Here is a 14535-nt window from a genome sequence, read left to right on the forward strand (position 1 = left end):
TTCAGGCGGCGTCGGCCTCGACGCGGTTCCGGCCGAACGTCTTGGCGCGGTAGAGCGCGAGGTCGGCCCGCTTCATCATGTCCCCGGCCCCCGCGTCGTCGCCCTGCCGGGCCGCGACGCCGATCGACACGGTGACGGGCACGCTGCGGGTGGCGCGCTGGACCGGGAAGGGCAGCGCCTCGATCCGGGCGCGGATGCGCTCGGCGATCACCTGCGCCTCGGCGAGGCCGACATCGGGCAGGATGATCACCACCTCCTCGCCGCCGTAGCGGGCGACGATGTCGATGCCGCGGGTGTGCAGCCGGACGCGCTCGGCGAAGGTGCGCAGCACCTCGTCGCCGGCCTCGTGCCCGTAGGTGTCGTTGATCGTCTTGAACCGGTCGATGTCGAGGATCAGCGCGGCGACCGGGCGCTGGCGCAGGTTGGCCTCCGCGAAGAGCGCGCCGAGATGGCTGTCGAGGTAGCGCCGGTTGTGCAGCCCCGTGAGGGCGTCGGTCACGGCGAGCTGCATCGAGTCCTGCACGGCGCCCCGCAACACCTCGGAGAAGCGCTTGCGCCGGACCTGGGTGCGCACCCGCGCCGTCAGCTCGTTCCGGTCGATCGGCCGCAGCAGGTAGTCGTGCACGCCGAAATCGAGCCCGCGCACGATGCGCTCGCGCTCGTGCGCCTCGCCCAGCATCACGAGCGGGACGTTGCGGGTGCGGTCGAGCGAGCGGAGCTGGCTGCACAGGCGCAGGCCGTCCGAGCCCTGCAGGTCGAGGCTGACGAGGATGCAGTCGAAGGTTCCCTCCGCCGCCCGCATCAGGGCGCGCTGCGGGTCGGCCTCGACGCTCACCCGGTGGTGCTGGCCGAGCGCCGCCGCCATCCGGTCGGCCGCGCCCGCCCGGTCCTCAACCAGCAGGATCTCGGCGTCGAGGCCCGTCTCGGCGGCGGCGCGCGCCAGCGGGTCGCCGAGGCCGGCCTCGCGGGAGGCGAGCGCGCGGCTCAGAAGCTCGTCCGTCACCGCCTTCAGGCGCACGAGGCTGCGCACCCGGGCGAACAGGGCGACGTCGTCCACGGGCTTCGTCAGGAAGTCGTCCGCCCCGGCCTCCAGGCCACGGAGCCGGTCGGCGGGCTGGTCGAGGGCGGTGACCATGATCACCGGCAGGTGGGCGGTGACGGGGTTGCCCTTCAGGTGCCGGCAGACCTCGAACCCGTCCATCCCGGGCATCATCACGTCGAGCAGCACGACGTCGCAGAGACCCTGCTCGCAGAGCGCGATGGCGTCGCGCCCGTTCATGGCCGAGACGGTGTTGAAATACTCGAGCGCGAGCTTCGTTTCGAGAAGCTTCACGTTCGGAAACAGATCATCGACGATCAGGACGCGCGCCGACATCGTTCCTCGCGGGCGATCGGAGTGGTCGCCCGCGCGGAAGGACCGCGTCAGGCCTCAGGATTTGGCCTCAAGATAAGTCCGAACCGTTGCCAAAAACTTCGCGACCGAGATCGGCTTGGACAAATAAGCCTCACACCCGCCCTCGCGGATCCGCTCCTCGTCGCCCTTCATGGCGAAGGCCGTGATCGCGATCACCGGAATGTGCTTGAGGTCGTCGTCCTCCTTCAGCCACTTGGTCACCTCCAGGCCGGAGACCTCCGGCAACTGGATGTCCATGAGGATGAGGTCGGGGTGATGCGCGCGCGCCAGCTCGATCGCCTCGATGCCGTGCGCAGTCTTCAGCGTCGCGTAGCCCTGCGCCTCGAGCAGGTCGTTGAAGAGCTTCATATTGAGCTCGTTGTCCTCGACGATCAGCACCGTTTTCTTCATGAGGCGTTCATCCCGGTGCGCGCGACGCTTGTCGTTAACGGGCCGTCACCCTGTCGGAATCCATTCTAGGGTTTACATGTTGATGAAACGCAAATCCCTTCAAGGGACTGAGGCGACCGATTCGCTGCCCTTGGACGTTCTGCTGTGGATGGTCCAGGACCCGGACCGCCTGCTCCCCTTCCTCAACGCCACCGGCCTGACGCCCGACGCGCTGCGGCGGGCGACGGAGGATCCGGCGATCCTCGACGCGGTTCTGGACCACGTCATGGCGGACGAGCCGGTGCTGCTCGCCTGTGCCCGTGCCCTCGACTGCCCCCCGGAACGGATCGCCGCCGCCTGGGCGCGCCGCAGGCCGCCCGAGTTCGAGGCGCCCTGAGGACCGGGGAGCGCCCCGATCCGCGGGGCCGCCCCGGCCTTCAGGGCCGGCAGGGCTTGTCCGCGCCCTTGTCGAGGTCGAGGCGCGTGAGATCCCCCAGGATCGCGAAATCGCCGTAGTCGAGCTTGAGCGCGCCGCTGACGCCGTTGTCGTAGAGGTCGAAACTCAGCGTGTAGATCGGCGTGCGCTCGCCGCGCCCCTGCGTGAAATAGCTCAGCGTCACCGGCCAGCGCTGCACCGAGGCCAGCGCGCCCTCGCGCAGCGGCTTGTCGCGCTCGGAGCCCGAGGCCTGGGTCGGGCCGGTGCCCGGGCGGCCGATGACGGCGAGCGTGTCGTAGACCTTGCGGCCGTCGTCCGAGCCGTCGAACACCTTGGCGGAGAGCGTCGTCTCGCCGGCCCGCGCCGCCTCGATCAGGCGACGCATGTGCAGGCTCGGGAACAGGACCGGGCCGCCCTCGCCGAACTGGTCGCGCTTGGGCTCCTTCAGCCGCACCTTGAAGGCGCTGCCCTCCGTCGTCGCGTTGCCGTCGACGGTCGGGCTCGGCGTGCCGTTGGTGGCGCTCGCGGTCCGGAAGCGGAACTCGTGGCCGTCGCCGCGCTCGAAGGTCGTGTTGCGCAGGTCCGAGGTGCGGCTGCCGGTCTCGGAGGATTCGAGCACGGTCACCTGCCGGGTCTGCATGGTGTAGCCCTGGCAGGCGTCGCCCTTGAAGTCGAGGGCGATGCGCCCGCGGGCGCTGTCGACCGCGCGCGTGCCGCCGCTCGAGGCGAGCGAGAGGTCGTAGACCGCCCGGTGGTTGGCCAGCACGACCGGTGCCGCGGCCGGCTTGGCGGGCGCCTCGGCCGCCGGGGCGGGGGCCGGCGCGGCCCGGGCGGCGTCCGCCGGAACGAGCGCGATCGGGGCGGTCGCCCCGACGAGAACGAGTGCGAGAGCAGGGCGCAGCCGCATGCGGGATCCTCCGGTCACCATGCGGGGCAGATAGGGGTCGCGCCGGGGCCGGGCAATGCGCCGGGCCCGCGCCCCGCGTCAGCCCCGCTCGGGGAAGCGCCGGGCGAACCAGTCCCGCACGAGGATCCGCTCGTAGGCGAGGCTGCCCGTCGCGAGCCGCGCGCCGAGGAGGAAGTCGCTGTCGGTGAGCGTCTCCTCGGCCCGGGCCACCGCTCGCCCGCCCCGCCGCAGCACGTAGGCCAGACGGATGCGCGGCGGGCTGACGTCCGTCACGACCCGCACGCCCTGCGGCGCGCCGAAGCTCGGCCGCTCGATCCCCGCGAGGTCGATGTCGAGCACGCTCACCGCGAGGTCGTCCCCCGGGGCGAGGCGCCGAGCTCCGGTCTCCTCGAAGATCCGGGCGATCTCGGCAAGCGTCGCCCGCAGGGTCTGGCCCGAGCCGTAGCGGTTCTCGGCGTCCGTGAAGCGCTCGGGCGCGACGAAGCGCACCTGGACCGCCTGCGCGCCGGCCGGCCCGGCGGCGAGGACGCCCGCCAGGAGCGCCGCCGCCGGGAGGGCGGCCGCGCCGCCCGGCCTCATTGCTGCGAGCGGGTGATCACCGCCAGCAGCGCCCGCGCCACCGGCTCGGTGACGGTGCGGCGGTACTTGCGGTGGACGAGCTGCCCGTTGTGGTAGACGTCTTGCTCGACGTAGAGGCGCTCCCCGTCCCAGCGGACGATGTTGTCGCTCTCCGTCGTCTCCTCGACGCCGAGATCGGATCTCAGGATCGTGCTCCCGGTGTGCGTCAGCATCCGCAATAGCCCCGATTGTGTGGCCCCGACGGCCGAAGGAGGGGGAGCATAGGCGGGGGCGGCGGCGCGCGCCAGACGGCGCGACCGACCTGTCCCGCGGTCCCGCGCTACTGCACGGTGACCTGGTCCTTGATGCGCTCGTAGGTCGCCCGGCTCAGCACGCGCTTGCTCAGGAGCTGATCGACGGCGCCGTAGGGCCGCCGCTGGATGATGGCGCGCCCGATCGTGCCGCCGCCCTTCAGGGCGTTCAGCTGGGCCAGGGTCGCGGTGTTGAGATCGACGAGCGCCACCGCCCTCGGATCCGCGCTCTCCTGCGCCGGGACGGTCGGATCCGGCGCAGGCGGCGGGAGCGGCGCGGGCTCGGGAGCCCGGGCCTGCGCCGGAACCTGCGCCGGAGCCTGGGCCGGAGCCTGGGCCTGCGCCCGGTCCGGCTCCCGGAGGGCGGGCGGGCGAGCCGCCTCGGGCGCCGCCCCAGTCTCCGGCGCGGGCTCGGGGGCCCTCTCCCGCACCGGCGCGGCGACCGTCGGCACCTCCGCGGGCGCCTCGCCCGTACCCCGCAGCCACAGGTACTGCATCAGCGCCGCCAGCAGGCCCGCGACGACGAGCAGCACGGACACGCGCACGATGGCCGAGCCGCTGAGCATGGCGTTTTCCCCCCGCTGCCATGGTTTGTCTCACCCTCCGGGACGGAGTGGCAAGTTTCCGGGTTCGCGGAAGCGGGCGGCGCGGGCGCGCATCCACTGTAAATGCCGTCCAGACGGGGGGATGTCGCCGGTCCGGGTCGTCCGACCTCGGTCGGGGCGCGCGACCGGCCCTGTGAGCACCGCACGAAACGCCCGATCAACGGGGGGCCTCCCCCTGCGCATGGCGGCGCGGCGGGCGTGTCGCGAGAGGCTCTAAGGCTCCGCCTTCAGGATCCCGGCCCGCTCCTGGCCCGCGGCCCGGAACTGCGCGAAGTCGATGATGTCGTGGCCCCAGATGAAGCGGGGCGGCGTGGCGGCCGGGAAGGCGTAGCGGTTCCGGTCGAAGCTGTTGCCGCCGGTCTGGATCACGCGGAAGTTCGGCGATTCCGGCTCGGCATCCGAGACGCCGCCGGCGCTGCCGGCGCCCTGGAACGTGAATCGGTTGTCGTGGACCCGGTTGCGCGCGGTCCGGTACAGGCCGCCCTGCGCCCGTTCCCGGGCCTGATCGACCAGCACCACGGCGTGGCCGCCGGGCCGTACCGTGATGTCGTTGTCGCTGACTTCGACATCCTCGGAGGCCGCGACCTGGATGTCCCCGTCCCAGAACCAGGTCGCGCGCGGGTCGCCGTTGAGGCGCAGCGTGTTGCGGGCGATCACGGCGGCGTAGGAGATCTCGTAGAAGATGCCGGGCCCGAGATTTTCCGCGGCGTGGTTGCCCTCGATGCGCACGTCGCGGCAATCGATGTCGCACCAGAGGCCGGGACCGCCGTTGCGCTCGACGCGGTTGCCCCTGAGGACGACCGACCGGCTCGCGGTGATCTTCAGGCCGCCCGCCTCCCAGGCGGGATCGAAGTCGGCGGTGTTGTTGGCGTAGATCCGGTTGTTCTCGAACAGGATCCCGGTGCCGCCCGCCGTCGCGCCGAGCTGGCCGTTGTGGTGGATCGTGCAGTCGCGCACCACGCCGCCCGAGGCGATGCCCACGCCCGCGCCGGAATTGTGGCGCAGCTCCGTCGCCTCGACGCGCCAGCCCGGGCCGCCGGCCTCGATGGCGCCTTCCTGGACGGGCGAATCGTACTTCTCGACGAGGAGACCCCGGATGCGCACGTCCGGCGCCCGCCCGCGGAAGGCGAAGCGGGTGCTCGCCACCTCGACGAGGCGCCCGTTCGGGTCGTCCCCGAGGGTGACGCGCGCCTCCGCGGTCTCGACGAGGTAGCGACCGGGGCCGAGCTCGGCCCGCGACGCGACCCGGCGCAGGGGCTCCCCGTCGAGGAACAGGGCGAGGGGCTGCAGGCAGAGGGTGCCAGAGCGGCACTGTCCGGGCCCTCCGCCGCGCGGCCGCGGGCCGAGGACCTGCCAGTAGGGGCCGGCGCGCTCGAAGCCGCGCAGCACCCGGGCGCCGTTCAGCACCGCGCCCGGTGCGCCGAGGAAGCTCTGACCGGCGAGCGGCGCCACCTCCTGCATCCGGTACAGGCCGGCGCCCAGGCAGACCGTGCCCCCGGGGCCGGCGCGCAGGGCCGCGCGCTGGATCGACTCGCCGGCCGAGATCCTGACCGCCCCGTCCGGGCAGGCCACGGCGCCGGCGGGATCCGCGCGCCTCCCGGCCGGCACCGCCGGGCCCGGCAGGCCGACCGGGGCGAGCGCCGCGACGAAGCCGGCGGCGCGCGCCAGGGTCCGGGTCCTCACCGGACGTGGATGGGCTCGGCGCCCCAAGCCGCCGCGGCGGCGGCCGGCAGGTCCTCCGCGTCGATCTCCTCGGAGACCAGCTCCGCGACCGCGCAGCCCCGGACCTCGCCCCCGTACGGCAGCTCGGTGCCCTGCGGCATCTCGGTGCCGGCGAGGTGCTTCATGCCCCAGATCGCCGCCTGGGTCCGGTTCTTCACCTGGATCTTCCGCAGGATCGCCTTGACGTGGCCCTTCACGCGGCCCTCGGCGATCGAGAGGCGGTCCGCAATCACGCGGTTCGACTCGCCCTTCACGAGGCAGGCGATGATCTTGATCTCGCGGGCGCTCGGGCGGAAGGCCTCGCCGCCCTCCTGACGCTCTGGCCGCGCCGGCTCCGGCCGCTCCCCCGGGGCGCCCTCCTCGGCCGCCTCCGGGGCCGCCTCGCGCAGCGCCGGGATGGCGAGATGGGGCACCACCCGCTGGCCGAGCAGGGCCAGTTCGAGGGTCTGGACCAGGGTTTCGGCGGCCACCGTGCGCAGCAGGATCGCGGCGACGCCGGCCTCGAGCATCGGGAGCACCTGGGCCTCGCCGCAGCCCGCGCACAGGCAGACGACCGCGGCCTCCGGATAGAGCGTGCGGGCCTGCGCGATCCGCTCCCGGTCCTCCTCCCGCTCCGGGTCGATCGAGAGCAGGATGACGAGGGCCTCGGCGGCGAGCGCGGCCGGCTCGATGCCGTCGAGGCGGTCGGCGACGGCCACCACGTCGAACGGGGATCCGGCGAAGATGTGCCGCAATCCCTCACGGAACAGGGCCGTATCCCCGACGATGGCCACGGCCGCACCCGAAAGTGGGATCGCGTCCTCCAGCCGTTCACTCGAGACCAGACAATTCATATCGCAACCCTCTCGATGCGGGCCTGCCCCATGCGAAGGACCGTATGCTCAAATACGTTCCGATAACGACTATGTATGAGGGCGGACTACACCTGAAACAACAAAAGATAAGGCACTGCTCCTTTGGTGACTAACTAAGGCGTTACCACTTCGCGAAGCTGAGACTGATGAGCGCTTCACCTGCTCACAAATGTCCCCTTGATGCCTGCGCGTTTCTCTGGATGCGTGCCGTTTATGCAGTTTTCACCGACGCTCCCGCCCCAACGGGGTAGGATTCCGTCCCGACGGCCCGGGCGACGGGTTAGATGGGGACGAAACCCCGCCATTCGGGGTAGTCCCGCAGCGGACCTTCCGAAACGCGGTCGCGCTGTAGGATTCGCCGGGCCGGATACAGTCCAGGCGGAGTTCGACATGCTCGACGACCGCGCGCGCGCACCTTCCCTTCACCTCGGCCAGAGGACGACCGCCGCCGCGATCCCGGCCGAGCCGCGCGACTGGGTCGCGGAGTTCCGGCGCGAGCAGGCCCACCTGATCAAGCCGGCGCCCCGTCCCGGCGCGTCCCGGATCCTGGCCTACGGGCTCGGCGCGGCGCTCGCCGTCGCCCTGGCGGCCGGGCTCGCCGCGTCGCTGCCGGCCCGCCTCTCCGGCCCCGTCGTCCCGGCGGCCGCGACGGGGCCCGCCGCCGGCCCGGCCGCGACAGAGCTGGCCGAGGCCCGCGAGGAGGCGCTGAGCTTCGATCTCGCTCGCGTGCGGCAGGAGGCGCGGCAGCAGGCCGAGGCGGCGCGGCAGGAGATCGAGGCGGCGCGGCGGGAGGCCGGGGCGGCGCATCTGCGCGAGGTCGAGGCGCTGCGCGCGGCGGCGGAGCGATCCGAGGCCGACAGGGCGCGGGCGGAGGCCGCGCGGACGGCCGTCGAGGCCGAGGAGAGCGCGCTCGCCCGGGACCTCGCCCAGGCGCGGGCCGAACTGGCCGCGGCGCAGCGGCAATCCGCCGAGGCGCGGAGCGAGGCCGCGGCCGAGCGCGCGAGGTCCGCGCAGATCGCGGAGCGGCTCGACGGGGCGGAGGCGCGGGCGCGCGAGAGCCGCGCGTCCGGCGAGGCCGCCCTGGCGCGGGCCGAGCGCGAGCGGGACGAGGCCCTGGCGGGCCTCGCCGGGCTCGCGCGGAGCGCGCCCGCGGCGGCCCCCGAGACCGCGGCCGCGCCGCAGCCCGTCGACTGGACGCTCTTCAGCCTGCGCCTCTCCCCGGACGATCCCGCGGCGCCGATCGCGCGCGAGCCGGTGCGCGCGGCGCCCGTCCGGAAGGCCGGCCGCAGGACGCGCGAGAGCGCCGCCGAGCCCGCCCCGCGCGCGGCCCGCGGCGGCCGGACGAAGGCCGGCCCGGAACGGGCGCCGGCGGCCGGCAGGCCGGAGCCGGACCTGCGCCTGCGCGGACCGATCGCCGCCGGTCCGGACGCCTGAAACGCCGCCCCGATCCTCACCCCGATCCGGCACCGCCCCGGCGCCGGTCCAACCGCTCGTGGAGAGACCTGTGACACATCCGGGCCGGCGTCCCGACCTCGAATGGCTGAAGGCGCTGGCGGCGCTCGAAGTGGTGGTCTGCCACTCCGACCTCGCGGTGAAGCACTTCTCGGGGGCTCTGCTGTCCCGGTCGTGGTACCTGCCGGTGAGCGGGATCGGGGTCGAGGTCTTCTTCGTCGTCTCCGGCTACCTGATCTGCCTGCGGGCGTCGGCCTATCCGAGCGCGCTGGCCTTCATGCGCGCCCGCTTTCTGCGGCTGCTGCCGCTCTACGCGCTGTTCACCGGCCTCGCTGTCGCGGCGCGCCTAGCCAACCCGGCCTGGGCCTGGAACGCCTGGGACGTCTCGGCCCGCACGATCGTCAGTTCCTTCCTGATGCTGCCGCAGTCGCGCTACCCGATCGTCGGCGTCGGCTGGTCGCTCGAGCACGAGGTGATCTTCTACGCCCTCGTGGCGCTGCTGATCCTGGCGACGCGGCTCGCCGGGTCGGCGCCGATGCGGTTCGGCGTGGCCCTGTTCGGGCTGGGCTGGTGCGGAGCGGTCCTCGGCATCGCCCCGAGCGATCCCGCCTGGTATCTCCATCCCTTCAGCGTGCTGATGACGGGCTTCGCCGCGGGCTGGCTCTACCGCTGCCACGAGGCGGCGGGGCGGCGCGGCGTGCCCTGGCTCCTCGTCGGCTGCCTCGCCGTCACCGCGGCGCTGAGCCTCGTGGCGGACGCGGCGAACGCCGAGCGCATCCTGCGGCTCACCGGCGCATCGGGCCTCGTCGTCCTCGTCATCGCCTTCCGGGAGACGATCCTGCGGCTCCCGCTCGCCGACCGGGTGCTGTTCCCGATGGGCCTGGCGACCTACAGCATCTACCTCTCGCACTGGTTCACCCTGTCGGCCCTCGGCAAGGTCGCGGGCCGGCTCGGCCTGCCCCCGTCGGCGCAATGGCCGGTGCGCCTCGTCGCCATCGCCCTCGGCGTCGCGGTCGGCATGGCGGTCTACCGCCTGCTCGAATGCCCCCTCGACCGCTGGCTGCGGGCCGGCGTGCCGGTTCAGGAGGCCTTCCGCCTGCCCTTCCGGCGCCGGCCGGCGCGCTCGCCTGAGACCGGGATCGCTCATCCCATCGGCGTCCTCAAGTAATCCGGAAGGTCGCGCCGGCCCATCGGCCGTCTCTGGCAAGGTCGATCTGCATTCTCAAGGAGCAGAGACGGAGATGGCCGAGGCACTGTCCGGGGGAATGGCCGTGAACGGCGCGGCGACGGCCGGGGCCGGGTCGGGGGCGGCCGGGGCACCCTTGCGCCCCCTCGTGATCGACCTCGACGGCACGCTCCTGCGCACCAACATCCTGGTCGAGTGCGCGCTGGCCTACCTGCGGCGGGAGCCGCTGGCGCTCCTGCACATCCTGTTCTGGCTGTTCCAGGGCCGGGCGCGGCTGAAGCAGGAGCTGGCCTGCCGGGCGCTGGTCGATCCGAAGCTCCTGCCCTTCGACGCCGCGCTGCACGCCTACATCACCGCCGAGCGGGCCCGGGGCCGCAAGGTCTACGTCGCGACCGCGGCGGATGCGGGCATTGCCCGCGCGGTCGCCGCCCTCCACGGCCCCTTCGAGGACGTGCTGGCGAGCGACGGCGTGATCAACCTGAAGGGCCGCCGCAAGGCCGAGGCGCTGGCCCGCCTGTTCCCGCAGGGCTTCGCCTACGCGGGCGACAGCCGGGCCGACATCCCGGTCTGGTCGCGGGCCGACGAGATCATCGCGGTCGGGCGCCCGCGCTTCACGGCGCACGCTGCCGGAAGCCTCGGGGCCGGCCACGGCAAGCCGTCGCTGGTCTTCCCGACGCCCGCGATGCTGCCCGCCCTCGTCGCCTGCGCGCGCCCGCACCAATGGGCCAAGAACCTGCTCGTCGTCGCCCCCGCGATCCTCGGCGGCGTCGTGCTCGACGCGAGCCGGATGCTCGACGTGGCGCTCGCCTTCGCGGCGCTCTGCATCGTCGCCTCCTCGACCTACATCCTGAACGACCTCTGGGACGTCGCCGACGACCGGCGCCACTGGTCGAAGTGCCACCGCCCCATCGCCAGCGGGCGCCTGCCGATGGCGGCTGCCGCGGGCGCGGTGCCGACCGGGCTCGCCGCGGGCTTCGCGCTCGGCGCGCTCGTCGGCCCCTCGACCGTCGCGGCGCTCGCCGCCTACACGGCGCTGACGGTGGCCTACTCGCTGGCCCTGAAGCGCGTCCCGATCCTCGACGTGGTGGTGCTCGCGAGCCTCTTCACGACCCGTCTCGTCCTCGGCACCTTGGCGGCGGCGGTGGCGCCCTCGCCCTGGCTCCTCGTCTTCTCGATGTTCCTGTTCGGCTCGCTCTGCTTCGCCAAGCGCTACGTCGAGGTCGAGCGCTGGAAGGAGCGCGGCGCCGGCACCACCACGAGCCGGGGCTACGAGACGCGCGATACGCCGATCCTGCTGGTGCTCGGGGCCGGCACCGGGGTCGCCAGCATCGTCACGCTCGTGCTCTACGTGATGTTCGACGCCTTCCGGCTTGATCTCTACGCCAGCGCGGGCTGGCTCTGGGCCTTTCCGCTGATCCTGTTCCTGTGGCTGGCGCGGATCTGGCTCGTGGCGGGTCGCGGCCGGCTCGACGACGACCCGGTCGCCTTCGCGCTCAACGACGGGCCGAGCCTGATGCTCGGCGCGGCGCTGGTCGGCGCCTTCGTGCTCGCCTGGTCGGGGGTGCTGTCGTGAGGCGGCCGCGCGCGGGATCCGGGCCGGTCCGCCGCCTCGGCGACCTGCCGCAGCCGGTGCGGTTCCTGCTGGCGGGGGGCTTGGCGGCCCTCGTCAACTGGCTGGCGCGCTTTCCCCTGTCCTGGTTCCTGCCCTACGGGTTGGCCGTGGTCGGGGCCGCCTGCATCGGCATGGCCTTCGGCTTCTTCGTCTACCGGGTCTGGGTCTTCCGGGATTTCGGCCGGGGCGGCCTGCGGCAGGCGTCGGATTTCCTGCTCGTCAACGCCGTCACGACGATCCTGGTGACGGCGGTGGCGCTCGCCGGGCGGGCGCTGCTCGTCCGCCTCGGCGCACCCTGCGAGCCGGCGGAGGCGGTCGCCCACGCCGCCGGCATCGCGGCGGGCGCCGTGGGCAACTATTTCGGCCACGCGGCGATCACGTTCCGCACCCGGCGGACGCGCCTCCCCGTCGCGGCGGAGGGATAGGATCGCCTCAGGCCGGCACCGGATCCGGGCCCGCATGCCGCCACGCGATCGCGCCGTGGCCCTGGCCCAGATGGATCGTGCCGGCCACCAGCCCGCCCGCCCGGCTCGCCAGCGCGATGGCGAGCTGCTGGCGCCGGGCGAACAGGCGGGTCACCACCCGCACCATGGCGGCTTCCTGCGGCTCGGCGATGATCGGCCGCCGCGCGGTCCGCGCGTCGAGCGCCAGGAGGGCCTCGACCGCGTCGCGGACGCGCTCCGGCTCCCGGATCGTCTCGACCGTCGCGTTCGGCGGGACGTAGCCCTCGGGCCGGACGCCCAGAACGCTCTCGGGCGGGACGGTCCGGCGCCGCACAGAGAGGGCGCCCTCCCGGGGCTGCGGATCGTAGGCGACGGGCCGCGGGCGCGCCCGCAGATGGGCCGCGACCGCGGCGTGGATCGCCGCGCCGCGGCCGGGATCGACCAGGGAGCGCGCGGTGAGTCCCGGAGGCCACCACGGGCGCGCCCGGGAGGCGCGAAACAGCGGCTCGGCGATCGCCAGCGGCACCACGCCCCGCAGGATCGGCTCCGGCCGCTGCTCCCAGGCGAGCGCGAAGGCGATCGTCTCGCCGCCCGCGAGGTGCCGGGCGGCGGTGAGGAGGTAGTCGGGATCGGTGCGCGGATCGAGCACGGCGTTGCGGGCGAGGAGCCCCCGCCACCCGGCGATCGCCTCCGCATCGACGCCCGCCGCCGCCTTGAGATCGACGCGCCAACCCGCGCCGACGGCCGGCCCAGCCACGTGGCCGCCTTGGATCAGAACGAACCGCTGCACAGGCGCCCCCGATCGATTCCCGACACAGCCGTCCCAGTCTGGGACGGGCGCGGCCGGCGGCCGCTCAGATCGCGGAAACCCTTCACGAACGGTGCCGTCAGCCGCCCGGGATGGCGAGCGGGTTGGCGGTGAGCGCGGCGGCATCCGGCGCGTCCGGCCGCGGGCGGCCGAGGAACGCGTCCCAGAGCCGCGTCACGAAGCTCGGGTCGAGGTCACGCACGATGAGGACGAGGCGCGAGGTCCGGTCCGCGTCCGGCCAGGCGGGCAGCGTGACGGGGGCGTGCACCACGTGCTGCACCCCGTGCACGACGACCGGGCGGTCCGGCGCGTCGGCGAGGGCCACCAGCCCCTTGAGCCGCAGCAGGTTCGGGCCATGGGAGGAGCGCAGCAGGTCGAGGAACATCTCGAAGGCCGCGCGCGGCACGGGCACGTCGCTCGTCAGGGAGAAGGCGCGGATGGCGGCGTCGTGCCGGTTCGGATCGTGGGCGTGTGTGTGTTCGTGCGTCTCGACCGCACCGAGCCAGGCGCGCACGTCCGCCGCCTTGCCGTCGAGCCCGAACAGGCCGCCGAGCAGGGTCTCGGCCGGGGCATCGGGCGGCGCGATCGGGGCGGCGGGGTTGAGGGCGGCGAGCCGCGCCCGCAGGGGGGCGGTGTTTCCGGCCAGATCCGCCTTCGTCAGCACGATACGGTCGGCCACCGCGGCCTGGCGCAGGGCTTCCGGATGCGCGTCCAGGGTGGCGGCCCCGTTCACCGCATCGACCACCGTGACGACCGCCTGCAGCCGGTACCGCAGCACGAGGTAGGGATGGTAGATCAGCGCGTGCAGGATCGGCGCCGGGTCGGCGAGGCCGGTGGTCTCGATCACGACGCGGCGGAACGGCGCGATGCGGCCGTTGTCGCGCTTGCGCAGCAGGTCCTCGAGGGTGGCGATCAGGTCGCCCCGGACCGTGCAGCAGAGGCAGCCGGCGCCCAGCAGCACCATGTCCTCGTCCACCCGCTCGATCAGCAGATGGTCGAGCCCGATCTCGCCGAACTCGTTGACGATCACCACCGTGTCGGCGAGCGCCGGGTCCCCGAGCAGGCGGTTGAGCAGCGTCGTCTTGCCGGCCCCGAGGAAGCCGGTGAGCACGGTGAGCGGGATCGGCTCGGGGCGGACGGGAGGACTGGGCTGGGTGGTGGCGGACATGGGGTTGGCCTAGCGCGGGCGGTGCGCGGGCTCAACCGGGGGGCGCCCCCCTCCCCCGCGGACGGGGGAGGGAGAGCGGCGGCGGCTCAGAACGCCCCGGCGAGCAGCGTGAGCCCCGACAGCGCCACGGCAGCGCCCATGGCCGGGGCGGCGCGTCGGCGCTCGGCGCTGACGAGGAAGCCGAGCCCGAGGCCTGCCGCGTGCAGGAGCGCGGTCGCGGAGAGGAAGCCCATCCCGTAGGCGAGGCCCGAGGCGGTCTCGGGCATCTCGGCGCCGTGGGCGTAGCCGTGGAACACCGCGAACACCCCGACGAGGCCGATCAGCGCCGGCAGCGGCAGCCGGGCGGCGAACACGATGGCGAGGCCGAAGGCGACGAGGGAGAGCGCGATGCCGGCCTCCGCGAAGGGCAGTCCGATCCCGAACACGCCGAGCCCCGCGCCCGCCGCCATCATAGCCATGAAGGCGACCGGCAGGCCCCAGCGGGCCGGCCCGCCGCGGAGCGCCGCCAGCAGGCCCACCGCGACCATGGCGAGCACGTGGTCGAGCCCCCCGATCGGATGCGCGAAGCCGTGCGCGAAACCCACCGCCTCGCCGTGGCCCGGATGGGCGAGCGCAGCGCCGGGGGCGAGCAGCAGGAGAGCCGGCAGCAGCGGCAGGACGCGACGGATCATCGGGGGCCTCGGGGTCGAT

The 14535-nt window shown here is 73.8% G+C and carries 16 protein-coding genes; 5 read left to right on the forward strand and 11 right to left on the reverse strand.

What is annotated here, in order from left to right; all coding sequences use genetic code 11:
* Window position 1: 1 nt before the first annotated feature.
* Window positions 2-1375 carry a PleD family two-component system response regulator gene (locus MFF56_RS07980; protein ID WP_066927052.1) on the reverse strand — a complete coding sequence of 458 codons (1374 nt, stop codon included), beginning with the start codon at window positions 1373-1375 and terminating at the stop codon, window positions 2-4.
* Window positions 1376-1429: 54 nt separating this feature from the next.
* Window positions 1430-1804, reverse strand: a complete 375-nt coding sequence (locus MFF56_RS07985) for a response regulator (protein ID WP_066927051.1) — start codon at window positions 1802-1804, stop codon at window positions 1430-1432.
* Window positions 1805-1886: 82 nt separating this feature from the next.
* Between MFF56_RS07985 and MFF56_RS07990 the strand changes: the two genes are divergently transcribed.
* Window positions 1887-2180, forward strand: a complete 294-nt coding sequence (locus MFF56_RS07990) for a DUF3572 family protein (RefSeq protein WP_066927057.1) — start codon at window positions 1887-1889, stop codon at window positions 2178-2180.
* A 40-nt stretch (window positions 2181-2220) separates the two neighbouring features.
* Here the strand turns inward: MFF56_RS07990 and MFF56_RS07995 are convergent, their stop codons facing one another.
* The 6 genes from MFF56_RS07995 to MFF56_RS08020 all read right to left on the reverse strand — a co-directional run bounded on the left by MFF56_RS07995 (window position 2221) and on the right by MFF56_RS08020 (window position 7155).
* A complete protein-coding gene (locus MFF56_RS07995; protein WP_238229912.1) occupies window positions 2221-3126 on the reverse strand; it encodes a cell envelope integrity EipB family protein in 906 nt (301 codons plus the stop codon).
* Between the two features lie 78 nt (window positions 3127-3204).
* Window positions 3205-3705, reverse strand: coding sequence for a DUF3016 domain-containing protein (locus MFF56_RS08000; protein WP_066921814.1), 501 nt, complete (start codon window positions 3703-3705; stop codon window positions 3205-3207).
* A complete protein-coding gene (locus MFF56_RS08005; RefSeq protein ID WP_066921812.1) occupies window positions 3702-3917 on the reverse strand; it encodes a hypothetical protein in 216 nt (71 codons plus the stop codon). Before MFF56_RS08005 ends, MFF56_RS08000 begins: the two co-directional genes overlap by 4 nt.
* A gap of 107 nt (window positions 3918-4024) precedes the next feature.
* Window positions 4025-4561 (reverse strand): ComEA family DNA-binding protein, encoded by a 537-nt coding sequence (locus MFF56_RS08010; protein WP_066921811.1) that lies wholly within the window; start codon window positions 4559-4561, stop codon window positions 4025-4027.
* Between the two features lie 252 nt (window positions 4562-4813).
* Window positions 4814-6283, reverse strand: coding sequence for a right-handed parallel beta-helix repeat-containing protein (locus MFF56_RS08015; protein WP_066921809.1), 1470 nt, complete (start codon window positions 6281-6283; stop codon window positions 4814-4816).
* Complete coding sequence (locus MFF56_RS08020; protein ID WP_156453680.1) at window positions 6280-7155, reverse strand: response regulator transcription factor; 876 nt, start codon at window positions 7153-7155, stop codon at window positions 6280-6282. The genes MFF56_RS08015 and MFF56_RS08020 overlap by 4 nt, the downstream gene beginning before the upstream one ends.
* 411 nt (window positions 7156-7566) lie before the next feature.
* Between MFF56_RS08020 and MFF56_RS08025 the strand changes: the two genes are divergently transcribed.
* From MFF56_RS08025 to MFF56_RS08040, 4 genes are all read left to right on the forward strand, one after another.
* On the forward strand, window positions 7567-8610 hold the full coding sequence (locus MFF56_RS08025) for a hypothetical protein (RefSeq protein WP_066921806.1): 1044 nt from the start codon (window positions 7567-7569) through the stop codon (window positions 8608-8610).
* A gap of 70 nt (window positions 8611-8680) precedes the next feature.
* Window positions 8681-9796 carry an acyltransferase family protein gene (locus MFF56_RS08030; protein ID WP_066921804.1) on the forward strand — a complete coding sequence of 372 codons (1116 nt, stop codon included), beginning with the start codon at window positions 8681-8683 and terminating at the stop codon, window positions 9794-9796.
* Window positions 9797-9869: 73 nt separating this feature from the next.
* Complete coding sequence (locus tag MFF56_RS08035) at window positions 9870-11387, forward strand: UbiA family prenyltransferase (protein WP_238229913.1); 1518 nt, start codon at window positions 9870-9872, stop codon at window positions 11385-11387.
* Window positions 11384-11851, forward strand: coding sequence for a GtrA family protein (locus MFF56_RS08040; protein ID WP_066921802.1), 468 nt, complete (start codon window positions 11384-11386; stop codon window positions 11849-11851). The genes MFF56_RS08035 and MFF56_RS08040 overlap by 4 nt, the downstream gene beginning before the upstream one ends.
* A gap of 7 nt (window positions 11852-11858) precedes the next feature.
* Here MFF56_RS08040 and MFF56_RS08045 read toward each other — a convergent pair whose 3' ends face one another.
* The 3 genes from MFF56_RS08045 to MFF56_RS08055 all read right to left on the reverse strand — a co-directional run bounded on the left by MFF56_RS08045 (window position 11859) and on the right by MFF56_RS08055 (window position 14516).
* Complete coding sequence (locus tag MFF56_RS08045) at window positions 11859-12626, reverse strand: hypothetical protein (protein ID WP_156453678.1); 768 nt, start codon at window positions 12624-12626, stop codon at window positions 11859-11861.
* 130 nt (window positions 12627-12756) lie between these two features.
* Window positions 12757-13845 carry a CobW family GTP-binding protein gene (locus MFF56_RS08050; RefSeq protein ID WP_238229914.1) on the reverse strand — a complete coding sequence of 363 codons (1089 nt, stop codon included), beginning with the start codon at window positions 13843-13845 and terminating at the stop codon, window positions 12757-12759.
* Between the two features lie 86 nt (window positions 13846-13931).
* Window positions 13932-14516, reverse strand: a complete 585-nt coding sequence (locus tag MFF56_RS08055) for a HupE/UreJ family protein (RefSeq protein WP_066920517.1) — start codon at window positions 14514-14516, stop codon at window positions 13932-13934.
* Window positions 14517-14535: the final 19 nt, after the last annotated feature.

Origin of the sequence: Methylobacterium hispanicum, from assembly GCF_022179285.1 — a bacterium.
In the GTDB taxonomy this organism is placed as follows: domain Bacteria; phylum Pseudomonadota; class Alphaproteobacteria; order Rhizobiales; family Beijerinckiaceae; genus Methylobacterium; species Methylobacterium hispanicum.